At 45.0% G+C, this 24703-nt stretch carries 21 protein-coding genes and 1 pseudogene; 16 read left to right on the forward strand and 6 right to left on the reverse strand.

What is annotated here, in order from left to right; genetic code table 11:
- The first annotated feature begins 20 nt into the window (after positions 1-20).
- The 8 genes from BN1234_RS03140 (at position 21) to BN1234_RS03175 (ending at position 12319) form a co-directional block, all read left to right on the forward strand.
- Positions 21-743, forward strand: coding sequence for an MgtC/SapB family protein (locus BN1234_RS03140; RefSeq protein ID WP_054955202.1), 723 nt, complete (start codon positions 21-23; stop codon positions 741-743).
- 103 nt (positions 744-846) lie between these two features.
- On the forward strand, positions 847-5793 hold the full coding sequence (locus BN1234_RS03145) for a glycerophosphodiester phosphodiesterase family protein (RefSeq protein ID WP_054955203.1): 4947 nt from the start codon (positions 847-849) through the stop codon (positions 5791-5793).
- Positions 5794-6301: 508 nt separating this feature from the next.
- Positions 6302-8050 (forward strand): glycoside hydrolase family 2 protein, encoded by a 1749-nt coding sequence (locus tag BN1234_RS03150; RefSeq protein ID WP_054955204.1) that lies wholly within the window; start codon positions 6302-6304, stop codon positions 8048-8050.
- 342 nt (positions 8051-8392) lie between these two features.
- Complete coding sequence (locus BN1234_RS03155) at positions 8393-9367, forward strand: Gfo/Idh/MocA family protein (RefSeq protein ID WP_054955205.1); 975 nt, start codon at positions 8393-8395, stop codon at positions 9365-9367.
- 176 nt (positions 9368-9543) lie between these two features.
- A complete protein-coding gene (locus BN1234_RS03160; protein WP_054955206.1) occupies positions 9544-10077 on the forward strand; it encodes a hypothetical protein in 534 nt (177 codons plus the stop codon).
- Positions 10078-10087: 10 nt separating this feature from the next.
- Positions 10088-10654 (forward strand): hypothetical protein, encoded by a 567-nt coding sequence (locus tag BN1234_RS03165; protein ID WP_054955207.1) that lies wholly within the window; start codon positions 10088-10090, stop codon positions 10652-10654.
- A gap of 254 nt (positions 10655-10908) precedes the next feature.
- Positions 10909-11787 (forward strand): intracellular short-chain-length polyhydroxyalkanoate depolymerase, encoded by an 879-nt coding sequence (gene phaZ, locus BN1234_RS03170; RefSeq protein ID WP_054955244.1) that lies wholly within the window; start codon positions 10909-10911, stop codon positions 11785-11787.
- Positions 11788-11842: 55 nt separating this feature from the next.
- Positions 11843-12319, forward strand: coding sequence for a GNAT family N-acetyltransferase (locus BN1234_RS03175; protein WP_054955208.1), 477 nt, complete (start codon positions 11843-11845; stop codon positions 12317-12319).
- A gap of 134 nt (positions 12320-12453) precedes the next feature.
- On the opposite strand, the gene BN1234_RS22430 is transcribed toward BN1234_RS03175, so the two are convergent.
- Positions 12454-12651: a hypothetical protein gene (locus tag BN1234_RS22430; RefSeq protein WP_082423082.1), complete on the reverse strand. Its 198-nt coding sequence runs from the start codon at positions 12649-12651 to the stop codon at positions 12454-12456.
- Between the two features lie 155 nt (positions 12652-12806).
- Between BN1234_RS22430 and BN1234_RS03185 the strand changes: the two genes are divergently transcribed.
- From BN1234_RS03185 to BN1234_RS03200, 4 genes are all read left to right on the forward strand, one after another.
- Positions 12807-13571, forward strand: a complete 765-nt coding sequence (locus BN1234_RS03185; protein ID WP_054955210.1) for a hypothetical protein — start codon at positions 12807-12809, stop codon at positions 13569-13571.
- Between the two features lie 101 nt (positions 13572-13672).
- Positions 13673-14686: an aldo/keto reductase gene (locus BN1234_RS03190; RefSeq protein ID WP_054955211.1), complete on the forward strand. Its 1014-nt coding sequence runs from the start codon at positions 13673-13675 to the stop codon at positions 14684-14686.
- Between the two features lie 127 nt (positions 14687-14813).
- On the forward strand, positions 14814-15605 hold the full coding sequence (locus BN1234_RS03195; RefSeq protein ID WP_054955245.1) for an alpha/beta hydrolase: 792 nt from the start codon (positions 14814-14816) through the stop codon (positions 15603-15605).
- A 362-nt stretch (positions 15606-15967) separates the two neighbouring features.
- Positions 15968-16717, forward strand: a complete 750-nt coding sequence (locus BN1234_RS03200) for an SDR family NAD(P)-dependent oxidoreductase (RefSeq protein WP_054955212.1) — start codon at positions 15968-15970, stop codon at positions 16715-16717.
- A 59-nt stretch (positions 16718-16776) separates the two neighbouring features.
- Here the strand turns inward: BN1234_RS03200 and BN1234_RS03205 are convergent, their stop codons facing one another.
- The 3 genes from BN1234_RS03205 to BN1234_RS03215 form a co-directional block, all read right to left on the reverse strand.
- Positions 16777-17175, reverse strand: coding sequence for a hypothetical protein (locus BN1234_RS03205; protein WP_245640076.1), 399 nt, complete (start codon positions 17173-17175; stop codon positions 16777-16779).
- Positions 17176-17389: 214 nt separating this feature from the next.
- Positions 17390-18259 carry a pentapeptide repeat-containing protein gene (locus BN1234_RS03210; protein WP_054955214.1) on the reverse strand — a complete coding sequence of 290 codons (870 nt, stop codon included), beginning with the start codon at positions 18257-18259 and terminating at the stop codon, positions 17390-17392.
- Positions 18260-18272: 13 nt separating this feature from the next.
- On the reverse strand, positions 18273-18602 hold the full coding sequence (locus tag BN1234_RS03215) for a PadR family transcriptional regulator (RefSeq protein WP_054955215.1): 330 nt from the start codon (positions 18600-18602) through the stop codon (positions 18273-18275).
- A 172-nt stretch (positions 18603-18774) separates the two neighbouring features.
- On the opposite strand from BN1234_RS03215, the gene BN1234_RS03220 reads away from it, so the two are divergent.
- A complete protein-coding gene (locus BN1234_RS03220; protein ID WP_054955216.1) occupies positions 18775-19449 on the forward strand; it encodes an ArsR/SmtB family transcription factor in 675 nt (224 codons plus the stop codon).
- 37 nt (positions 19450-19486) lie between these two features.
- On the forward strand, positions 19487-20788 hold the full coding sequence (locus BN1234_RS03225) for an MFS transporter (protein WP_054955217.1): 1302 nt from the start codon (positions 19487-19489) through the stop codon (positions 20786-20788).
- Between the two features lie 173 nt (positions 20789-20961).
- Here BN1234_RS03225 and BN1234_RS03230 read toward each other — a convergent pair whose 3' ends face one another.
- Together BN1234_RS03230 and BN1234_RS03235 are read right to left on the reverse strand one after the other, a co-directional pair.
- Positions 20962-21651 carry a DNA alkylation repair protein gene (locus tag BN1234_RS03230; RefSeq protein WP_054955218.1) on the reverse strand — a complete coding sequence of 230 codons (690 nt, stop codon included), beginning with the start codon at positions 21649-21651 and terminating at the stop codon, positions 20962-20964.
- 163 nt (positions 21652-21814) lie between these two features.
- The gene (locus tag BN1234_RS03235; protein WP_054955219.1) at positions 21815-22828 is read right to left on the reverse strand and encodes an alpha/beta fold hydrolase; all 1014 of its coding nucleotides are present in this window, start codon (positions 22826-22828) and stop codon (positions 21815-21817) included.
- A 37-nt stretch (positions 22829-22865) separates the two neighbouring features.
- On the opposite strand from BN1234_RS03235, the pseudogene BN1234_RS03240 reads away from it, so the two are divergent.
- Both BN1234_RS03240 and BN1234_RS23025 read left to right on the forward strand, forming a co-directional pair.
- Positions 22866-23669, forward strand: a pseudogene (locus tag BN1234_RS03240) (LysR family transcriptional regulator); the annotation flags it as partial.
- Positions 23670-23928: 259 nt separating this feature from the next.
- Positions 23929-24207, forward strand: a complete 279-nt coding sequence (locus tag BN1234_RS23025; protein ID WP_370733782.1) for an NAD(P)-dependent oxidoreductase — start codon at positions 23929-23931, stop codon at positions 24205-24207.
- Positions 24208-24703: the final 496 nt, after the last annotated feature.

Consider the following 24703-nt stretch of genomic DNA (forward strand, 5'->3'; position numbering starts at 1 on the left):
TTGAAAGATGGGTGAGGGATATGTTGTACAATATACAGCTGGATACGGAAACTATGTTGATGCGCCTCTTGTTGGCGGCACTCCTTGGTGGTCTGATCGGTTGGGAACGCGAGCGTAGAAATAAGCAGGCGGGTTTAAAAACGCATTTGCTTGTAGCGGTGGGGTCTACTTTAATCATGCTAACTTCGATTTACGGTTTTGATAATTCTCTGATCAATCACCCCAATGCCCGATTTGATCCGGCAAGATTGGCTGCCCAGGTGGTAAGCGGTATCGGATTCCTGGGAGCAGGCGCTATATTAAGGCGTTCTAACCATATTATCTCTGGTCTTACAACAGCAGCAACGCTATGGGTTGCCGCAGCAATCGGTCTCAGCGTGGGTTCGGGCTTTTATTGGCCTGCTGTAATAACGACAGTTATTGTCTTATGCAGCACCTTGATACTGAACAGACTGGAGTCTAAATTCTTGTTCATAAAAAAATCCGGTAGCCTGCTTATTACAATTGAAGCGGCTGACCAGCCTGTTCAAGTGAGTACGATTACTTCACTGCTGCAGAAATCCAATATGTCGGTAGAGCAAATGATTGTAAACGATGATGGAGCGGAGGAGGATTCATCGAAAATAACGATGGAGTTTAAGGTATATTCCTTTAACAGCAAAGGAATCGACACGTTATTTGAGAGATTATGGCAGGTTGAAGGCATTAGGCAGGTTCGAATGAACTGGAGGGATAAAGAGTAAATACCATGTTTAAAACGCTCCATTAACATAGGATATGGCACAAAATGCTGCCATAATCCACAAATTTCTGTAAGCGTTTACAATTAAAAATGGGAGGTAGATTATGAAGAGTCAGTGGAAGAAGAAAGGTGTCATGTATATCTTGTCGTTCGCTATGTTATTTGGGAACATGACGTTTCTAACGCCTTACGAATCCGCACAAGCAGCAGTGAACTTGAACGCCGATGAAAGGGAAGGCGATGAATCCTATTCGGAAGGTGGTACACAGTCTCTACAAGAAGATTATACTCCCGATGTAACAGATCCCGCAGAACCAGCCGGTGCGTCCCCTGCAGAAGCTCCGAATCTGCTCATTACGGAGCTTGTACCGGATACATCCAACTACGCCAGTTATGATGCCTTTGAGTTTATAGAGGTTTTCAATACAGGTGATGCGGGGGTTGATCTGAAAGGTTACCGGATATTGTCGGATAAATGGGAAAAGGTCATTGACAGCCCCTTCATCATCAGAGCGAGGGAAAGTGCTGTATTCTGGACACGGCGAGCGGAGATTGAGCCGCTGACTTGGGAAGCCTTCAACAGCTATTATTTCACATCGTATGCGAGCAAATATATACCGCAAGAGCGTACGGGAATAATCGCTAATGTCGGCGGGCTGGTTAACAGTGGAACACAAGTCGTTATCTTGCAGGATTCTTCCGGGAATGAGGTAGTCCGTGCACAGTACACGGGCGCAGAAGTTGCTGAAGGTAAATCGATTATTTTCTCTTATCCTGAGGAAGGCAGCAAGAATATGAAGCCGATGGCGGTCAAACAGCGGCCGACACCCGGGTGGATCATTGAGGGTCAAGAACCTCCCAGAGAAAAGGATGAACAAGTGCCTGTTCAGCCAACCGGATTACAAGCCGAGAAAGGTGACGGAACAGTCAAGCTAACCTGGAATCCGAACAGCGAACCGGATATGGAAAGGTACAACATTTACAAAGACGACAGCTTGGAGTTTTCTGTTCCTGCAGATCAAACGATGTTTGAAGTGTACGGTCTGACCGGCAATGTAGCCTACAATTTTGAGGTTACGGGCGTAGACCGCTCCGGTCAGGAATCACCGAAGTCGGAGTCGGAGCAGGTAACGGTTAAACCTTCACACCAAAAAGTTACGCAAACAGAGCGTACTCAGAATCCGTATAACAGCAAGTATCAAACATTGTGGGACATTAGCGAGGATGGGCCTGTCATACCAGGATTGAAGCAGGATCTGGTACCGCAAGGACTAGGCTATTATCCGGAGAAGAACTGGATTTTAGCTGTTAATTATATGGATGATGGAAGACCGGGGACCTTGTCTGTACTGAATGAAGCGAGCGGTGAGCTTCTGAAGTCGGTCATTCTGATGAATGAGGATGGAACCCCGTATACCGGGCATGCTGGCGGCGTTGCCGTAAGCCCTGGTTATGTGTGGATTGCTTCCGAGGAATATTTGTATCAGATTAAGCTGATGGACCTGATAGATGCTGAGGATAACGATGAAATTCAATTTATCGATACTGTACCCGTTCCTGTTCAAGCATCGTTCAACTATTATGCAGATGGCGTGCTGTGGGTTGGTGAGTTTTACGAGAAGACCAGCTATCCGACGGATCCGAGCCATCATATGACCAATAGAACCGGTGAAACCTATTATGCTTGGATGGCGGGATATACGCTTGATCAGACGACAGGCAGTATTTCTTCCGAAGATTGGAGTACGGGCTCAGCGACACCGGCGACACCGGATATGGTGTTATCCATACCGGGTAAGGTTCAGGGAGCTGTGGTTAGGGAAGATGGCGTTATCTTGAGCACTTCGTGGGGCAGAGGCAATGACAGTTTGCTTTATTGGTACAACAATCAACTGCAAGAGAGCGCACATTCCGCGGCAAACATCAATGGCCGAGAAGTGCCGGTATGGTTCCTGGATGCCCAGGCAGAGAAACAACATAACTCCCGACTCAACATCGTGCCGATGTCTGAGGGAATCGTTGATGTTGGCGGTGAACTGTACGTTCAATTGGAATCCGGCGCAACGAAATATCGGTATACAACGACTTATATTATGGACCGTATGATTAAAATCAACCTGAATCGCTGGGCTAAATATGGTCTTGAGGAAGAGCCGCCGATTGAGCCGGAAAGTCCCGAAGTGCTTATATCCCAGTATATGTATGATGTACCTGGAACCGATGACGGGGCAGAGTACATTGTGATCAAGAACTATGCAGATAAGCAGGTGGATATTAGCGGATTTATGATTGGTGATGGGATTAATCAATCCAAGGGTGAGGGGATGGCAGCTTTTCCACCCGGGACAGTCATGAACCCCGGACAAGAAATGGTTTTGGCCCAGTCAGGTATCCGCTTCAAGCAGATTTACGGCACAGTGCCTGATTTCGAAATGCCGTGGATTGGTGTGATCCGCACTGTGGACGATCCTGATATTCCGGATTTACTGCCGACAGATTGGTCGACTGGGATTATCCAATTGGCGAATGGCGGGGATGAAATTCTTCTGATGGACCCCCAAACTAATATCGTTGATTTTGTACCTTATATCATAGACCGGACATACCGGGAGGTTGCTTATAAGGCAGTCTCGGCGACGGCTCCGGGAGACGGAAATGCAATTCATCGGATTGGCAGGACCGGTAATCTTCCGGTCGATTTTGCTGCAGGACCGCCTTCACTTGGGGATAGGCCCATACCGATTCCTATCAGTAACAGCCTGTTGATCACGGAAGTCATCTATGATCCATTATTTGACGAGGTATTGGGCGAGTTCGTAGAGATCACGAATATATCCGATAAGCCTGTCGATATCAGCGGTTATTACTTGGGAGATGAAGAATCAGAAGGTCAGGCCTCGCCGGAAGGTATGTTCAATTTTCCAGAAGGAACGGTTATACAGCCGTATGAGGTCTTCGTAATTGCGCGCAATGCCAAGGGAGTAGAGGATCTGTACGGGAAAAAGCCGAGGTTTGAACTTGAGCAATCCGATCCAAGCGTCGCCAAAATGGTCCCGAATTGCACCTGGGGCTGCGGGACAATGCAGCTTGCCAACACCGGAGACGAGGTCTTGCTGTTGGATCGGAACAAAAAGCTGATAGATGCCATCATATACAAATCGGGCATGTTTATGGGGATGGAAGCACATCGCGGTGTGAACAGTGGCCATTCACTGGAGAGGCTCAAATCCACGGATACCAAGAATAGCGCTGCTGATTTTGTGGATCAGCCCCGTCCTACACCAGGGATTTTGCTGTTCGGTCCAAACGGCAGGGAAGACTTGATTCCTGTATCTGATCTGAAGGACGATGTTCTTCTGGTCAACGAGCCGGAAAGTGCTATGGCCGCCGCTCCAACTGTTATCGATGCTTCCAGCGGTATGCCTGATGAGCTTCCTGGAAATATTCCGTCTTTTCTAATGAAGGCTCGTTTATCCGGAGGTAAGTTGTATGCAGACAATCGCGGTGTGCTGCTGTCAGAGGCACTTGACCGTATTCAAGGAACCATGCTTCCTGTCATTGAAATTAACGAGAGCCGAATGGTTCAGCCGCTTCATCAGTTATTAAGTGCCCGTGGAATAACAGATGTGCTCATTGTTTCAACTAATCCGGACCTTGTTAAGCAGATCAGAGGATTGAACGATGAATATCGGGGTGCTGTACGGTTTGAGGATTCCAAGCTTAATAAAAAGGATATTCAAGAAATTGTTCGTACGGTGCGCCGAAGCACGGGATTGATTGCTCTCATAGATCAAGAAGCTTTGACGAAAGAACATGTAAGAAGCCTGTTTATCCGTTCGGTATCCGTTTGGGGTTATGGGGTCACAACGGAGGCTGAAGCTCATCGGTTGATCTCGATGGGGGTTTCGGGTATCGAAAGTTCGGATACATCGGTGATAACTTCTGCCTTTGCGAAGTTCGACGCGACAGACAGTATTACACAGCATCCTATTATAGTAGCTCACCGTGGTATGAGTGCTTTGGCACCTGAAAACACTATGCCTGCCTTTGAGCTTGCGGTTGAGAAGGGGGCTGAAGTGATCGAGCTGGATATTCTGGAGTCCAAGGACGGAGAGCTTGTTCTGATTCATGATTATACCGTCGATAGAACGACCAACGGAAAAGGCAAGGTGAGCGAGCTTACTTTAGAGCAATTAAAGAGTCTGACGGCTAATAAAACGAATAATCCGGACTGGCAAAAAGAATATGACAAGTATCCGGATGCAAAGATCCCAACACTGAAAGAAGTGCTTACCTTTGCCAAGGGGAAAAATGTGGTCTTAGCACTTGAGATGAAGGGGTTCGGCTATGAGGATAAAGTCATTGATCTGGTAGAGAAATATCATATGGAGTCTGATGTGTATGTAACGAGTTTCAGTCAGGATGTCCTGGAGCGCGTGAAGCAGGAGAATCCAGAAATCGGCAGAGGTTTTACACTGGATGGCGGGAAGCCTTCTCCAGAGGAGGCCCTTCAGGATGCTGAGAAGGTGGTCACGGATCATATTCAGCTCGGAACATTTTATTTTGCGAATTATTCCATGCTTACTCCTGAGTTTATCAGCTATGCCAAACATCGTGGACTCCCGGTGATTGCGTGGACGGTTAACAGTAAGCAGGGAATGCAAGATGCTATAAGTATGGGAATTACCGGGATCATTACGGATTATGCGCATTGGATGGATCAAGTGGCTGTGAGTATATCCGGTGCGAAGAATTCTTATACGCTTAAAGTAGGTCAAACATTGACCTTGAAGGATTTGAAAGCGTCGGTTCATTTTAGAGCGGGTAAGCCGGCTCCGTTTGCAGGGGAGATTCGTGTTATCGGTCCGGACGGGGTTGTTGCACCGCTGGATCCTGGAAACAAGGGCTTGAAAGCACTTAAACCTGGAATCGTCACGCTGCAGTTGTATCAAGACTATAAACCGTTTAGTATACCTGTGGACGGTGATCCGGCTATATTGGACAATACCTGGCGGATGTATTCTGAACCGGTAATGATTACAGTGAAGTGAATTGATTATAAAGAAGGACTTAACCTGGGAAAGACTTGGGAGAACAGTAAACAGACGCAAGATGGAAGATTGATGCTGTAATGCATTAGTAAAGCTGCCTCATTCGTTGACTTTTCAGCGATGGGGCAGCTTTTATTTTATGTGGACTGACTTAGGCGTTGATACCCGTGTGCATACTATAATCCCGCCAGCACACCTAATCCGCCACAAATACTGACTAACCCAGACCAAGTTGCAGAAATGCCAGCTAAAATGATAGCCAACGCCGCTTCCGAATATCGTTCCCGCAAGAGGCCGGGTACCATGAAGGTTTTCCACAGAAAGTGCCGAATACAACTTGTAAACACACATTCATAGAAAGAAAGGCAGCGAGCATGGATAATACGCTTGAGAGTGGGAGCTATTTTATCCCTCCGAAGTTAATTTACAATAACTAAAAAGTAGTATCCATAGGCATAGGAAAAAACGAGTAATATAACTTAAAAAATAAGGGAAAAGGAGATTTAATATGATAAAATCCACTGCTATTCCACGCCCTGAATATCCGCGACCTCAATGGATCCGACCCGATTGGATTAACCTAAACGGAAATTGGCAATTTGAAATCGATTTTGGGAAAAGCGGCAAAGACAGAGGTTATTCGAATTCTAGTCATGAGCTTGCAGGTATGATAACCGTTCCATTCTGTCCGGAAAGCAGACTATCAGGAGTAGAGCATAAAGACTTTATGCCTGCGGTATGGTACAGACGAGAATTTTTTTTGCCTGAGACTTGGCTGAGCGGCCGGGCTTTACTTCATTTTGGTGCAGTCGATTATGAAACAGAGGTATGGGTTAACGGGGCATTTGTGGGTTCACATCGAGGAGGATACACCCCGTTTAGCTTTGATATCACTCCCCATGTATCTTCGGGCGTAAATGTGGTCACCGTGTATGTGGAAGACGATGTCCGTTCGGGACGTCAGCCACGTGGAAAACAAAGCGGTAGATACCACTCAAGTGGCTGTGACTACACACGAACGACAGGTATTTGGCAGACGGTATGGCTTGAACAAGTACCTAAGGCATATTTGTCGAAGATGAAACTAGTGGCCGACCCTGATAATGCTTGCGTGCATTTGGATGTGAGAATAGACGGAAATGCAACAGGAGCAATCGTTAAAGCTACCGCGATTTTTGAGGGGAAACAGGTGGGCGATACCAGTGCTATTGTCTCGAGCTCTTCGGTGAAATTGACCGTCCCGTTAACCGAAATCCACCGTTGGGAGGTGGGGAATGCCAAACTGTATGATCTTGAGTTGTCCCTGTGTAACCATGGCGAGACACAGGATCATGTTAAATCTTATTTTGGCTTACGGACCATTCAGCTGGACGGAATGGCTTTCCGGATTAATGGAAAATCGGTCTTCCAACGATTGGTATTGGATCAAGGCTTTTATCCGGACGGCATCTATACTGCACCAAGTGACGAGGATCTCCGTAAAGATATCGAAATCTCAATGGGTCTTGGCTTCAACGGTGCGAGACTGCATGAGAAGATATTTGAACCGCGCTTTTTATACTGGGCAGATCATATGGGCTATCTTGTTTGGGGAGAACATGGCAACTGGGGGCTGGATATAACGAAAGCGGAAGGTCTGTCCCGGTTTTTGCCTGAATGGATGGAAGGCGTTGAACGGGATTTCAATCATCCTGCGCTTATCGGCTGGTGCCCTTTTAATGAAACATGGGATCATAATGGTACAAGGCAAGATGACGATGTGCTGCGAATCGTATACGATGTAACTAAACGAATGGATCCAACGCGACCTGTTATTGACACCAGCGGGAATTTTCATGTCGTGACGGATATATTTGACATTCATGATTATGATCAGAACCCCGAAACGTTCAGAGCGAAATATGAGCCGCTAAAAGAAGGGGGCGAGGTCTACAACACATTTCCTGATCGACAAAAATACGAGGGGCAGCCTTATTTCATAAGCGAATATGGCGGCATCTGGTGGAATCCGGATCAGAAGGATGAAAAATCTTGGGGTTACGGCGACAGGCCAGTGTCGGAGGAAGCTTTCCTGGAGCGTTATGAAGGTTTAACGAATGTACTGCTTGAACATCCGTTAATGTTCGGGTTTTGCTATACCCAGTTATATGATATTGAACAGGAAGTCAACGGGCTTTATTCATATGATAGAAAACCGAAATTCGACCCCGAAAGGATTCGTAGCATTAATTCCCGTAAAGCCGCAATTGAAGACTAACATCCGCATGTGCCTGGCAGACGTAACTATAATATTATATGGAATCTTCGCCCTCTACTAAACTAAAAAAGCCCCCGCGGGGCTTTTTTAGTTTAGTAGGATAACCTGAAATTAATAAGAACAGTGGAAAGCGGAGCGAATAACTATCCTCAACAGTATTTCGGTCACATAAAGTTTATTCCTTATGTAACACATTCACATCCTCTCCTATTTTGTCTTGCCAAATTACCATAAATCGTTAAACAAGATTATATAATAGTGATATGATCTTAAATAAGTGTTACCCAGTTTTATATTCAAGGACCTATTAAAGTTATCTTTCAACTAGGAGGTTGAGGTTCCATGACATTAAACATTGCGATTGCAGGTACTGGCTGGTTCAGCAAGGTACACGCAAATATATTGAATAAAATGGGTGGGGTTTCCATCAAGGCGTTTGTCGGAACCAGCCTCGAGAAGGCGGAGAGGGCGGCTCAAGAATATTCATCAGCCAAGGCGTATGCCAATTTTGAGCAGATGCTTGATGAGGTGAAGCCGGATGCGGTATATATATGCGTTCCGCCCTATGCGCATGGGGAGATGGAGAATCTGCTGATTGAGCGCGGTATTCCTTTTCTGGTCGAGAAGCCTCTGGGAGCAGAAATGGAAATCCCACGGAAAATATTGAACGGGGTACAGCAGTCCGGTTTGATTACGTCGGTGGGCTATCATTTCCGTTATAGTGATGCGGCTGTCAGAGCCGCTGAAATGCTGCAGGGGCGAAAGATCGGCATGGCACTCGGCTGCTGGATGGGTGATATGCCTCAGGTGAGCTGGTGGCGGAAGCAGGAAGGCTCAGGCGGACAGTTCATCGAGCAAACGACGCATATGGTGGACCTGCTCCGCCGTTTGTTGGGTGAGGTCGATGAGGTATATGCCGCATATGCGCACCGGGCGATGAAAGAGATGCACGAAGGAGTTACGGTTCATGATGTGGGAACCGTGACGATGAAGCTCAAGAGCGGCGCCGTGGCGACCGTCTCCAACACATGTATCCTGCCGGAAGCCGGGCAGGTAGGGCTGTGTATTTACACGGAGCAGGGAACGGTGGATATCCGGGCCGATAGACTGATCATTGGCGACAGGGGCAAGATGACGGAGTTCCGCAATGCAGGAAGCCCCTATGAGCGGGAGAACGAAGCTTTTATTCATGCGGTACGCACCGGGGATCGTTCAGGGATTTTGTCTTCCTATGAGGATGCTGTCCGAACGATGGAAGTGACCTGGGCCGCTTGGCGGTCGGCCGAAAGCGGCATGCCTGTAAAGGTCGGCGGATAATAATAACAGCCTGCACATAAATAAGCGGCTCTTTTGCATAAGACTGTTTGATAATAAGGTGAGTGTATGAAAATATAAGTCAAGACCGTCTATGTTTCGCCTAACATCTTGATCTTGTGCGGTGGACGATCAATCATTGCCGGAAAGAACAAGAAAATACAGCGGAGGGGATTCGCATGAAGCTGCGGGGAATTGCTTTTTTGGCTGTCAGATTGGTATCTGTCTATTTGTTCATATTGGGATTAAATCATTTGATTAACCTGCTTGAGTTTGCCTTGCCGACCTATTTGCAGATCAAATCCAATATTTCATATGGGGACGTCCTGCTTATGATCGGCCTGCCTGCATCCATCATGATAATAGCCGGCATTATTCTGTGGGTATTTGCCGACTCCATTTCAAAGCGTCTCGTGCCGGGGAGCTTGTCAGAGGTTGAAGCGGAAGGAGAGAGTGGATACCGTTCCAGTGAGATGGAGGGATTTATCCTATCGGTTGTTGGCCTTATACTCCTGATATTGTCCTCCACCAGACTGATCAGCCTCCTGATCAATTATGTCAATATCCGGGGGCAAGGAGTCACATTCAATGAGATGGGCCATGTTTCCACACTCGCGGAACAGCTGATCCGAATAATCATCGGCATTATGCTGCTGCTCCAGGCAGAGAGCTTTGCACGGTGGTTAAGGAAACTGAGAAATAAACAGGAATGAGGCATACATCGTGGATGACATACACCGCAAGCGGGACCGGTTGGCAGAAAAGCTGGCGGTAAACCGTCAAAAGATATTTGCGAAGAACGCGGCAAAGGAATTGTCAGGGAAGCTGGATTTATCAGAGATACTAGTGGGCAGGGAATGTGACGAAGTGCTGAAGCAGTTGAAAAGAAACAGCAGAATCCTGAGCGTTCATTCTTATCGACCGACGGAAGAAGAAATTCGGGAATTTTCGCACCGTAGGCTGTATCAAGAATTCGGATTTCGGGAAAAGGTGCTGAGCCGCTTGTCTTTAATCAGGCCACTAGCGGTGAATTCACCCGCACACCTGTGGTTTAATCATATCGAGAGTCCAGTTTTCGTGATGGAATTGAACGATCTTGTTTCTGGGGTGCACGAGCTTTGCTTATTCAGCGGATTTGATTTTGTGTTTGCAGATACCGATTATGTCTCAGGCATCGCAGTCAGTCATTCCGGCGGATATGTGACCGATGATTTTAATCCGGAAGAGATCATTTATGAGCTTGAGGCATGGGGCGTTTTTGCATCGATGATCCAAGATGAGTTATCTTGAGTAACGCCGGAAGTTGTAACAAGACGGAGACAACCGAAACAATAAAGATTATCGTATGTACGCCGAGGTCCGCTTTAATGTAAGTTGGAGTTATGAATGAGCTGGCTAAGAAGGTGCTAAATTGTGTTAGAATCGAGAAGAAAGGTCATTACACCGATGAATCTGCCCACGAAGGTGAGGAAGCATGGGCTATATTTCATCAAAAGTACGATAAAATATTGCACACTTTGATGCTCCCAAGGAGGAATGATGTGATGACGATTGTTATAAAATCAGCCGTGCTGCCAAGTGGAGAAACGCTGACCTACAGGGAGAGAGCTGGAACAGAACCTTGTCTGTTGTTATTACACGGCAATATGGCTTCTTCGGAACTATGGGACCCTTTGTTAGAATATCCCGATATCAAGCAGCGTTTAATCGCTGTAGATTTACGGGGATATGGCGAGTCCAGTTACAAGAGTCCAGTGAATGATATGAAGGATTTTTCTAAAGATTTATATGATTTTGTGGAACAGCTTGGTTTAGATCAACTCATAGTCATGGGGTGGTCGAATGGGGGAGGAGTCGCTATGCAGTTTGCGGCCGATTATCCGGCTCGTGTAAGCAAGCTGATTCTGTTAGCCCCCATATCATCCAGAGGATATGCAGCGGTGAATACAGAAGGCGATCGTCTGCGGACGAAGGAACAGATAGCTAAAGACCCTGGGCTAGCTATGGTCATTCAGGCAAATCAGAATCAGGATCGCGACTTTTTTGAACAGGCGATGGCGTATCTCATGTTGAATAATCGTCAGTCAGATACTGAAACCCGTGCGAAGTACATCAAGGCTTGTCTAATGCAACGGAACATGATTGATGCTGCCGATGCGGCTAACCGATTCAACATAAGTTCTGTTTCTAATGGTCTCACTGAAGGAACAGGGGAAATGGGACGTATTCAAAGTTCTGTTCTCGTTATTTGGGGTACTAAAGATTTGATTACCACAAAGTCTATGATAGAGGAAACGATCGAAGACTTTGCTAGTCATGGGAAGGCAGTCCAGTATGTTGAATTAGACGCAGGTCACTCCCCGCTGATCGATGATATTCATGGATTAGTCGCTGCTATCAATGGATTCATTGCTCAGCCATAAGGAGTTAGGCATGTAGCGAACTGGACAATCATGTATTTGAAATGGAGCTGCTAGAATGTACATAAGAACAATTCAAGCTGAAGATAACAGTGACATAGAAACGATTATCCGCCAATGTTTGATTGATTTTGGAGGAAACCGTGCAGGGTTAGCATGGGAAGATGAAAGTTTATGCCATCTGTTCGATTATTATAACCAGGAAGGCCGCGCTTATTGGGTTGCGTTCGATGCAAACGGCAAGATGCTTGGTGGTTGCGGAATCGCGCAGTTTGGTTCTCCTGAGGAAAAGATTTGCGAACTGCAGAAGATGTATTTAATAGAAGAAGCTAGAGGTACAGGAGTAGCAAAAGAGTTGCTTGAGACCGCACTCCAGTTTGCGAAACTGCATTATAAGGTTTGTTACCTGGAGACACTGCATAATATGGCGGCAGCTAATAAATTTTATAAAAAACACGGTTTTCGCCTGTTGGAATCACCGCTTGCAGGTTCCGAGCATTTCGCATGTGACGCATGGTATATTCGGGATTTGTAATTTCTTTTAGTGATGAAATTGAAATAAAATGTTTTAAGAAAAGACGAGAATTCTACGCACGGGTGTATGAAAGCATCATACGACCGAAGCGCGTATATTTTCTCGTCTTTTGTATTTCTTATGAAGGTTTAATACTAATCTTCTTCTCTTCTCATTTGGTAATGATGATGGTAGTGGTGGTGATGGTGATGGTGATGATGGATCATATGGTGGCCCATTTGGAAGCTATGTGGGTGCATCATATGGGGGTGATGATGCTCATGTCCGTGATGTTGATAAGGCTGTGGTTCCCTTTGTTGATATTCGTTAACATTAAAGTTTTGTTGGTTCATCTTATTTCTCCTTTTCGTTTTGAGATAATTTATGATATGAGACCAAAAGATTTGTGACACTTGGCCTAGATAAATTGGGCGTTCTAATTCTAGTTCTTCATTTTGTCTAACTTTTCATTCAAAATGAATGCTCTGAAATTCAGAGGGGGAGATTAATGATAGTGATGAGAAAAACCAGGCTGACGAAGGAGAAGTTTAATTTGAAATTATTAATTAACAGGGTAATCCTTTCAACATTGATAATTACACAGTCCACGGTATGCTACGGAAATGAAGTTAAAGCATTTGCACTGAAAATGAATACAATAGCTGCCGAAGAAAAGCCATCAAATACACAGAAAGATGATCTTATAAACCGATTAAGAAAATTGGAACCTGAAATACCTACACATATGGATACACCTTATTTAGAACGTCCATTTCCATCAAAGATGCAAACATCTAAAGATGTAATGCTTACCGGCTTTCAACTGCCGTTTAGGCTAATCCTGGATGAACCCCATTGGAAGCGGCCTTTATATAAAGAACAATGGCACAGTACATATGCAGGAGGACGTTGGTCATATATGCCTTTAAGATTGTTTTATGCACAGCACAGGATTTTTACAACATCTGCAGTTGGGTTATCGAACATGTACGATTTTCTGAATAATTTAGGGTTAAGTGACCTAAATGTAGAACAGAAAGGGCCCAGTCAAGAGGAGCGGGTGAATGAGATCGTTGTCGTTATAATGCAAGCAAAGATCGAGAGAGTTGTATCAAAGGGAAATCAAGTGTTAATTGTGGCTAGACCGCAACGAACGGGTGTTCAAGCAATTACTGTAAATAGACTGAACATGAAGCCCGATAAAGATCTTGAGGCGACTGTATTTCAGTTAGTTACTCCTGATGGGGATGAACTAGATTATTCTATTTATTAATGGATAAGACATTCTTATATCTGCCAGGCTTATTTTGGTTAAATTATTTCATAGGGTCTACATTCAATAGATTAAAACAACTTCTTAGGAGGACACCTCATATGATAAGAGACTTACTGCAAGGGAAACTAGGTTTTGGTACTGCACCGCTCGGTAATTTGTACCGTGATGTCCCGGAAAAAGAAGCGATCGCCACGCTAGATGCGGCTTGGGAGAGTGGGATTCGTTACTTTGATACAGCCCCGCTTTATGGAGCTGGCTTAGCAGAGAAGCGTCTTGGTGAAGCATTGTCGGGAAAAAAACGAGATGATTATGTATTGAGTACAAAAATAGGTCGCATTATTTTGGATGTAATGGAGGATTCATCTGCAGGTAACCAAGGAAACAAAGGTAAACTTTACGAGTATGGGTATAAGAATAAAATTATTAATGACTATAGCGCGGATGCTACCCTTCGCTCGATTGAGGATAGCTTGAAACGTCTAAATACAGATCGGATCGATTTTGTATATATTCATGATGTAGCACAAGACGCTTATGGGGATGAATGGATTTCCCAATTTGAAACGGCTCGAACAGGAGCGTTTCGTACGCTTACCCGTCTGCGTGAAGAAGGAGTCATTAAGGGGTGGGGACTCGGAGTAAACCGGGTAGAACCGATTGAAGTCATGCTGGAGTTGGAAGAGGCTAAGCCCGATGTATCCTTGCTGGCTGGACGTTATTCTTTACTAGACCATGAACATGCGCTACAGCGGCTAATGCCAGCGGCTGTAAAGAACAAGATGGACATTGTTGTGGGAGGTCCATACAACTCAGGCGTTCTGGCTGGTGGAACTCACTTTGAGTATCAAAAAGCATCGCCGGAAGTTTTGAACAAAGTGGAAAAAATCAAAAACATTGCAGATCGTCACCATATCAGCATCAAGGCAGCTGCACTGCAATTCTCTTTGGCTAATCCAGCGGTTGCAGCTGTAATTCCGGGTGCTAGTCGACCTGAACGAATTGCTGAAGACACGGCTGCACTGCACACGGTCATTCCAGCATCATTTTGGGAAGAAATGCGTGAACAAAAACTGGTATCACCATATGCACCATTACCATACGACCAAAAATAATAAACGCCTGTTCTGAACTGAGGCATAGGAATAAGCCGCAATTCTGTCGAAGAAGTCAGTTGGTGTAAATAGAATGACCACTGATTGGAATATTCCTTCTTCAAGAAAGGTGAGAGTGGAGAGTATGATGAAGCTTTGGGAACAAGAAGCACCGGGCATTCATTCAGTTCAGGGAGCTTGGGATAACGCTCCGGGGATGACGCCTTATCTACTTAAAGGAGACAAGCCCCGTGCTGCGGTGCTTGTTCTACCTGGCGGGGGATATAGTATGAGAGCGGAGCATGAAGGAGAACCGGTCGCCAGGTGGCTGAACAGCATCGGCCTCTCGGCATTTGTCGTTCATTACCGCGTCGCTCCCTACCGCCATCCCTATCCATTGATGGATGCCCAGCGCGCAATCCGGCTCGTGAGGTTCCATGCGGAAGAGTGGGGTATCGATCCGGAACGGATCGGCATCCTTGGTTTCTCTGCCGGTGGACATCTGGCTGCGACGGTTTGCAACCATGCAGCTGCCGGCACCCTTGGAAGCGAAGATCCGATTGATACCTGCAGCTCCCGACCGGATGCAGCGGTGCTCTGTTATCCGGTTATATCCTTCCGCGAATTTAGTCATGAAGGATCGATCCTAAATCTGCTCGGGGATGGTCATGATATACAGCTCCTGGATGAATTATCCAACCATTTAAGGGTTAGCCCGGGCACGCCACCTACCTTCTTGTGGCATACAGCGGATGATAGCGCAGTGCCCGTGGAGAATAGTCTTGAATATGCTAAGGCTCTTTCCAGAAATAAGGTGCCTTATGAGCTTCATGTGTTTCCGGAAGGAAGGCACGGACTTGGACTGGCTGATGGGGATCCATCCGTTTCGCAGTGGTCTGCTCTTTGCGGTAAATGGTTCCGTCAAATCGGATTTGTATAAAGTACTGGCGTAGTGGTCCGGCACACACCGGTTTAGCTTCGTCTTAATAAAATTTATATGGAATACAACCAGTCAAGGGGATTTGAAATGACCCCAATTATACTTGGCTGGTTGTTCTCTTTTCCGGCTTACTACCGTCTACTCTAAGAAGTTATGGGCAAGACAGAGCTGTCCGACCTCCAGCTCTCACATTGGCTAAGGCCAAGAAACAGAAGCCAGTGCAGGTAGGAGCTCTTGGCACCGGCATTCATTGCTTTCCTGAGTAGAACATAACGGAGAAGCTTAATGAACAATATACGTATAGCTTTAATAGAATTATATATAGGAACAACCGTAGCATATAGAAAACGGAGGGCAGAAACATGTCGTTTAAAGGAAAAGTAGTTATTGTAACAGGAGCGGGCCAAGGAATTGGACGAGGTGTGGCAGAGGCTTATGCGAACCGAGGAGCCTGTGTCGTTGTAGCTGAGAGGAATGAGCAGACGGGTAATGCTGTGGCAGAGTCGATTCAGGGGATGGGGGGACAGGCTAGCTATATCCGTTGTGATGTCCGAGAAGAAGAGGATATTCAGCGCCTCATACTCGAAAGTGAGCGACTATATGGGCGTATAGACATACTCATCAACAATGCCGGAGTGTCCCGATTTAAATCGCCTGACGAGCTAACAGTCGAAGAATGGGATGATGTGCTGAACACGAACGTGCGCAGCGTTTTTCTAGCCTCTCGGGAAGTGGCAAAAGTAATGAAACGCCAGCCGGAAGGTGGAGCGATTGTCAATATTTCCTCCACGAGATCGCTAATGTCTGAACCCAATTCAGAAGCCTATGCTGCCTCTAAAGGAGCGATTGTTTCGCTAAGCCATGCTCTAGCGGTTTCGTATGGCGAGAACCATATCCGCGTCAACTGTGTCAGTCCAGGCTGGATTGAAACGGGAGATTACAGTGCACTTCGTGACCTCGATCACCGCCAGCATCCCGCCGGCCGTGTTGGCACACCTGAGGATATCGCACGGGCCTGCATGTATTTCACCGACCCGGACAATTCATTTGTCACAGGCGCGCATCTTGTTGTGGACGGCGGAATGACGCGAAAAATGATATATGAGGAGTAGGAAAACTAGATTTCACTAAAGAGGATAACGAAAACAATATTATGTAAACCAATTCATTATTAATTAATCCGTTGTTGAATTTCACTAGCGATGAGCCATTTTGTGTTAATGAGCTGCCAATTTTCAATTGTAAACAGTCTTGCTACTACATTGCCGTTAAATTCAATCGACAGGTCGTAAAATACAGCTGCATTCTCATTGTCCTTTAAACGGATCAGTCGGTTATTAAAGATTTTCTTACCGCCAAGCAGCTGTCTGACTGAATCTTTCATGCCGCTGACAGATTCCTCTGTATTAAAGAACAAGGGCTTTTCCTTGGCATCATTAAAGAATGCAGCATAATAATCATCCGTCATCAGTTCCAAAGCGGAAGTATCCCCCGAATTCATGGCTGCATGCCAATCTGCAATGAATTGGTCATGCATTTCGGAAAATCTTCCAAGCACATTATCTGTCATCTTCATTCTCCTTTTTAAATCAATATCAATCCGTATAACTATGTATCGGTCATCTGAATTAAAAATTTATGGGGCTTTTAAGGATCCAAGGCTCCCGAAATATTCCCGGAAGCCTTGGATTCGATTATGGCTCTATCTTACTTGTATTCATGAGTTTATAACAATTTATGCACTTGATGATCTTTAGGAGGCTTGTGCAGCATATTAGTCTTCCTTAAATAACCGTAACTTTTGACAAATCGGCAACCCATAGACCTTTAAGCGCGGCATAAGTCAATTTATCCATCGTGGCACCATCAAAGCAGACGGTTTTGAAATCGCGGTGAGATTTGTTTGTCAAAGAAAACGGCAGACGGAATGATACATTCTTGAGTGTCGCTCCTCTAAAGGAAACGTCGTTCATTGCAGACTTGTCAAACTTGACACCGATAAAGGTCTGTCCCTCAAAATTCATTCCTCGCAGGTCTGAAAGTTTGAAATCCACTCCTGAAAATATACAACGTTCAAAGATTGTTTTTCTTAAATCAGTCTTGGTTAGTGTAACGTCGGTCAATTTTACATGTGAGAATTTGGCTCCGTCCAGCCCCGATATGTTGAAGCTGGTGCGTACAAGGATCGATTTATTGAAGCTCGCATTCGCAAGGTCTGTGATGGAAAAGCTGCAATCTGTCAGATTCGCGCCGTCAAAATTAGCTTCATGCGCATTACAGGTTGCAAACGAGGTACCGGTCAAGTCAGCACCGGCAAAGTCGGCTCCGCGCAGCTCGGACACTTTGAATTCTCCTTTGTGTAAAGTAACACCTGCAAAGTCACTCTCTTGAAGATCAATGGCATGGAGGTTTATCTGTACCTTCCGCTCGAGAGAGCGGGAGAGGTTCGCCACCTCTAGTACCGTTTGTTCAATGTCGCCAATGCTGTCAATGGTCATCTCAAAAGCTGTTTCATCGTCCTTGCCCTCAGCTTTAAGTTCACGAAAACGCTCCTGTAAATCCAAGAGCAGGTCATTCTTTAATTCGGCAGCACTTTTTACTCCATCATATGGCGCGAATACACCGTTTAAATATCTGTTTAATTTATCATTCATAACATATGGCCCTCTATAGTAAGTTTTCAAGCACGTTTTTTGCGTATTCCCAATTGCTTTTGTTGTGAGCGTATGTCGCTTTGCCCTTTTCGGTAATCCTGAAATATTTACGCCGTCCGCCCTGAGATTCATCACCCCAATACCATTCGATATCACCGTCAGCTTCAAGCCTCCGAACACTGGAGTACATGGTAGCTTCCTTTAATTCATACTCGCCGCCCGAGCGCTCGGCAATGATCTTGACAATCTCGTACCCATATCGGTCAGCCTCGGATAAGAGCCGTAATATCATGGTATCGGTATGTCCGCGCAGTAGGTCAGATGTTATTTTGTTCTGGCTCATAAAATCACCTCGTAACTGCATAATACGTCACACTACCATGACTGTCAAGGTAATGTTACGAATCAAATACTTTGATTGAAATATACTTTAAATAGGATTAATACCATTGACTCTCCATTCAAAAAGGAATAAGCTATTCAATAACTTAATTGAATAGTTGAGGTGATAAATAATGAAAGAAAGAGACTTTAAAGATGAACTATTCAAAGAAATTGCCCGCATCGGTAAATGCCTTTCCAGCCCTAAACGATTAGAAATCCTGGATGTACTAGTACAAGGACCGAAATCGGTTGAAAGTATATCGAAATTGACTTCCATGACTGTAGCCAATGTTTCTCAACACCTGCAAACGCTCCATCATGCAAAATTGGTTGAGTACAAGAAGCAGGGGAACTTTGTTATTTATGAGCTGGCTGATCCTGCTGTTTTGAATTTTTTAGATTCCTTATACGGACTTTCAGAAAAACAGTTAACTGAGGTGCAGCACATTAAGAACGAATTCTTAGGTCAGAAGCCAGATGCCGAAGGAGTATCCATGGAAGAACTCGAGCAGCTTATTGAATCGGGAGAAGTTACCCTGATTGATGTTCGGCCGAGAGACGAGTATGACGCTGCTCATATTCCTGGTGCAATTTCAATTCCAATTGAGGAATTGGCTGAGCAATTCATTTCGTTACCGACGAATAATAAGGTGGTGGCATATTGCAGAGGTCAGTACTGCTTAATGTCGATCAAGGCAATTGAGCTCTTAAAACAAAAAGGAATTGAGGCCGCACACTTGGACAAGGGAGTTCATGACTGGAACACTTTTATTAATAACAAGAGCAAAGAGAAATTCGAAATATAAAAATAGGCATTAAATCGTGGAAGGAGTTGAATCCCAAATGTCTTCAGAATTAGAAATTAGAAAGCAGCAAGTCTCCTTTCAAAGCTATGTTGATTCTCCGGAAAAGAAGAATAAATTGTACCGGCGGACATTAATGGTCATTATTCTTTCGCAAATCTTTGGGGGCGCTGGCCTTGCAGCTGGAATCACGGTAGGAGCTCTATTAGCTCAGGATATGCTCGGAACAGATAATTTTACAGGAGTTCCAACAGCATTGTTTACATTAGGTTCAGCAGGAGCGGCTTTTCTGGTCGGCAGACTTTCCCAGCGCTCCGGAAGAAGGCTTGGATTGGGTTTAGGCTTTTTAGTCGGCGGCTTGGGAGCCATTGGGGTTGTAACAGCTGCAATTTTCAACAGTATTACACTGCTGCTCGTTTCGTTACTGATCTATGGAGCAGGTACGGCAACGAATCTGCAAGCACGCTATGCCGGTACAGACTTGGCTAACTCCAAGCAGCGGGCGACTGCTGTTAGTATCGCCATGGTGTTCACTACTTTTGGCGCCGTAGCAGGTCCGAACCTGGTGAATGTGACGGGTGATTTTGCATTATCGATAGGTATTCCCCGTTTAGCTGGACCTTTTCTGTTGGCTGCCGCAGCATATATTCTTGCAGGAATGGTTTTACTTGCTTTACTTCGTCCAGATCCTCTACTTGTAGCGAAAGCTATTGTCATTCAGGAGAAAAACACTCCAAGTCATTCCACTGTTAAAGGAACATTAGATACGGGGACTGGAAAACGTGGAATCGTAACTGGAGCAACCGTTATGATCATCACGCAAATTGTCATGGTAGCCATTATGACCATGACACCGGTACATATGCGGCATCACGGGCACGGATTAGGGGAAGTGGGTCTTGTCATTGGTTTTCATATTGGTTCCATGTATCTACCGTCCCTGATCACCGGTGTTTTGGTAGATAAGATCGGGCGGAGGGCGATGGCAATCGCCTCCGGAGTAACACTGTTGATTGCCGGCATAGTTGCTGCTCTTGCTCCGGCGGATTCGATGTTCGTCATAATCATTGCACTTTCTCTGTTAGGAATCGGTTGGAATTTTGGCTTGATTAGCGGGACAGCATTAATTGTCGATGCAACCACTCCAACTAACCGGGCAAAAGTGCAGGGCTCTGTTGATGTATTAATCGCCCTAGGCGGAGCATCGGGTGGGGTGCTATCCGGAATGGTGGTTGCTTATTCCAGCTATGCGGCACTTTCGATTACCGGAAGTATTCTCGCCCTGTTACTAATCCCAATTATGCTTTGGCAAGTGAAGGGCAAAAGTGATAAATACAGCTAAGTCATGTTTATTCGAAGCAGTCGTATGAAGAATCATTTGTCACACAGGTGCATTATGTGCATTGAACGGGAGACCCTCGATTTAATACAGCTCTGGTAGAGTGAAAATTTCAATAGGTCCTTAGGAAAAGTAAATAGTACGATCATCGTTAATGGCATTAATTTTTAATAGTATTAACTAATGTTTTGGGTAGTCTTATTTATTATTTTTAAGGCTTCCCGCCTGCTTAGATTGGACAACGTGTTAGACTGTACGAAGCGGATCACAGACTCAGGATTGTATTTGCTATATTGGCGAAGGCTCCAACCAATCGCTTTCTGTATGAAAAATTCGTTGGAGTCTGCCGTCAATTGAATATAGTGGAATAGTCTGTCGACATCTGTATCCAGCTTATATTTTAATTGAAATAATATAGCGGTTCTCTGAAGCCAGAAGTTATCAGATTGAATCCATTCATCCGCAATATTCCGTTGTTCCGGGTATTTACTGAAATAATGACCTGCATGATTGGAAGCAATATGGTCAACGGTATCCCACCAAGATTTATTGATGATCATCTGTTCAATAAGCTTGATGTCATCCAAGTGAAATTTTCGCTTTCTCATGTCCATGATCTGCAGCGCCGCGTTTTGCAATTCCCTTTCGTTCATGCTCCAAAGCTTCGTAATGACCTCAACAACCTGATCCTCAGTGGGAAAATCATGTTCATCAAGAAATTTCTTCGTTAACTCTTTTCTTAATGGAGACTGGATGCCGAAAAACTCAAATTGATTTCTCATATAAGCTTTCATTTTCTGGGCTAGATATTCATTGCTATGTTCAGCGAATAGGGTTCTTAATTGATTAAGATCCGATATATTCATAGACTATTCTCCTTGGTCGAATTAGAAGTAGTTTACATAATAGTATCTCAAGAATGCTTTTTGTGTATATAAGAAAACAAAAGAGCGCTCCGTATGATGCTTAATCCGAAAATACATCAAGGAGGCGCTCTTAATGATAGAGCCTATGAATAATCAGTTCGTATTATTTACTGAGCGCTAGCAAGTGTTTTAGGTTATCATCAATAAATTGATTATCAGCGCGGTTGATTCCTCGACCGGCAAAATGGCCCCAGATCGATTCGACAGGCTTAAGAACAGCATTTGGCATAAGCTTTGCCTCGTATTCACTATCTTTCGCTGAACAGAAGAGATCCGTGCTCCCTGGCATGACGCAGGCAAGTGCCTTAATGCTTTTTAGCGCCTTATCGAAATCTCCGTTATACGTAGAGTTTGCACTAATATCGGCATGTTGGCCTGTCCATAACATGGCAAGGACATTGTGCGGGTCCATCTGCATAAAGCTGTCTTCCCAGACACCAGCCATAAAAGCTGCTAATGAATCAATCCCCATCTTGCGATAAATTTCCTCTCGATAAAACGCCGCAGATACACTCCATCCCGCATATACACGGCCAACCGCACGCATGTCGGTAGATGTCAGCTGGTCTAGTTTGCTTGAATCGAAGCCTACCGCAGCCAGCAGCGCAGCCTTCATACTGTCCAGAACCACAAATGTATGGGGCCATGGCTTGGCAATTCCCATGAAAGGCGCGATTCGTTCCACCATGTCTGGGTAGCTTGCACCCCATTGGAACGCTTGAAGGCCTCCCATGGACCACCCAACAACGAGAGCAATCTTTTGAATGCCGAATTTTTCGGTCACCAGCCGATGCTGAAATTTCACGTTGTCATAGATCGTTACCTGCGGGAAGTTAGCCCGGTCGAATGGGGCTGGCGTATTTGTGGGAGAAGAAGATATCCCGTTACCCAGCAGATTAGGAACGATAATGAAATATTTTTGCGGATCCAGTGCCACGCCGTTTCCAATCAGCCATTCATTCTGAACATGCGTGTCGCCAAAAGCAGTTGGATAGACGATGACATTATCTTTATTCTCATTCAATCTCCCATAAGTCTTATAAGCCAGAAAAGCGCTAGGCAGCGTCGTTCCAGATTGCAAGGTTACATTACCTAAATCAAAAATCTCATAATCCATTGTTAGTTGCTCCCTTCATGTTGAAATCAACCATTTAGCTTTAGAGGAAGAGCTTGGTGTTCGTCTCTTTGACCGCTTGGGCAAGCAGCTCGTTCTCACAACAGCGGGTGAACGCTTTTTAACACATACACAGGACGTTCTAAATAAATTGGATGAAGCTCGCAGTGTCGTTCATGATAATGAAAATCTAAGCGGTACACTAACGATAAGTGCTAACGAGGTTCTTGCCGTCTACCGGTTACCCGTTGTCTTTCAGCTATTTCGTTCGCGGCATCCGGGAGTGCGTCTTATCTTCCACTCCGTTCCCAATCAGGAACTTAAGCAAACACTCTTTGAGGGGACCGCGGATGTCGTCTTTATGTTGGATGAACCCATTCGTTCGAGCGGACTTGCAGTGGAACCGCTGCTCGAAGAAACGTTCCGCTTGTTTGCCTCCCCAGACCATCCATTCGCGAAACGAACTGAACTCCAGCTGGAGGATTTTCACGGGGAAGTGTTCCTGACGAATGAAAAGGGATGTCCTTATCGAACCATGTTTGACCGGGGATTTGAGAAAGAGGGGATCGATAGCATCACGTATTTAGAGTTTCAAAGTGCTGAAGCCATTAAACAATGTGCCATTTCGGGAATCGGTATTGCCTTTCTTCCTGAAATCGTAGCGGAAGCCGAAGTTGAACGGGGCGAACTCATTGCCCTTCCATGGCAAATTCCGGACTTACACGTGTATACACAGATGTTGTGGCATAAGGACAAGTGGCTGTCACCCATCATATTATCTTTCATAGAAACAGTAAGAGAGGTTATTGATATTGAAAACAACAACGCTACTGAAACTGATTAGTAGTTGATAAATCGAGTATCCTGGAAATTTTAATAGTGAAGCAGAAACATGACCAAATCACTAAGAGGTTTATTCCAATTGTTGGAAATTGGAGTGAGTCTTTTTGCATATTTAGCTACATTGACCTATTGGGATTGCATTTATGAATAGAGTAAATTATTCGTACTAGGTAGTCTGATTAACGATCTTTAAGGCTACCAATATGATTAGCGAGCATATACATAAATCTATTAGATAAAGTTCATGAGAGGGGAGGTATATTGCGAGCCGCTACGCAAGTTTTGTACATTTCATGTGCGCTGAAGTTGCAGCATGGGATCCCTATGCAAGTGAACCATGTTTTCACCGCTCAGGTGCCAGGAAGGAATATGACCTGAATGAGCTTGTGAAGGATGCGGATATCTTCGCACCAATGGTTCCGTTAACCGAGCAGACGAGAGGCTTAGTTACAGCTGAACATATTCGTGCTTTGTTGTGCATACCCCGCATAATGCGGGACGTACGAAGGATGCCAACAAGCAATGGGCTGCAGATTTAGCAGTACAGTTTAGAAAAGTTGTGGTTACAAATTGATGAAATGAACGGTAACCCGGAAGATAGACACTTTATAAAGTGGATCTGTCTTTCGGGTTTTGAACGAAATACTATGATTGATGAATTAGTGGTTTTTTGTTAAGACATTTTACGAGCATTAAGAATGGATATAGCTGAGAAGACGACAAAGGAAAAAATCAAGAAGAATACGATTGTTTCTCTGAATATAAAATATAAGATGCCTAACAAAGCTAGTCCTATCCCATTAAACAGGAAAAGCCTTTTTGTTATCGACCATTTTGCTTGTTTGATAATGGCATAACTGAGTAAACTAATGACGAGATGAGGCACATACAGTATTAGAAAGAACAAAGTAAGTACAACGGCTTCACCAGGGTCGCTAACATATGGAGTTCCAGAGTCTAACGGATTATTCATTTTGACAATAAGGACACTGTACAAAAAACTCAATAGAAACGAGACAACACAGAGATTTAACA

The sequence above is a fragment of the Paenibacillus dakarensis genome (genome assembly GCF_001373415.1).
Taxonomy (GTDB): Bacteria; Bacillota; Bacilli; order Paenibacillales; family Paenibacillaceae; genus Paenibacillus_AQ; species Paenibacillus_AQ dakarensis.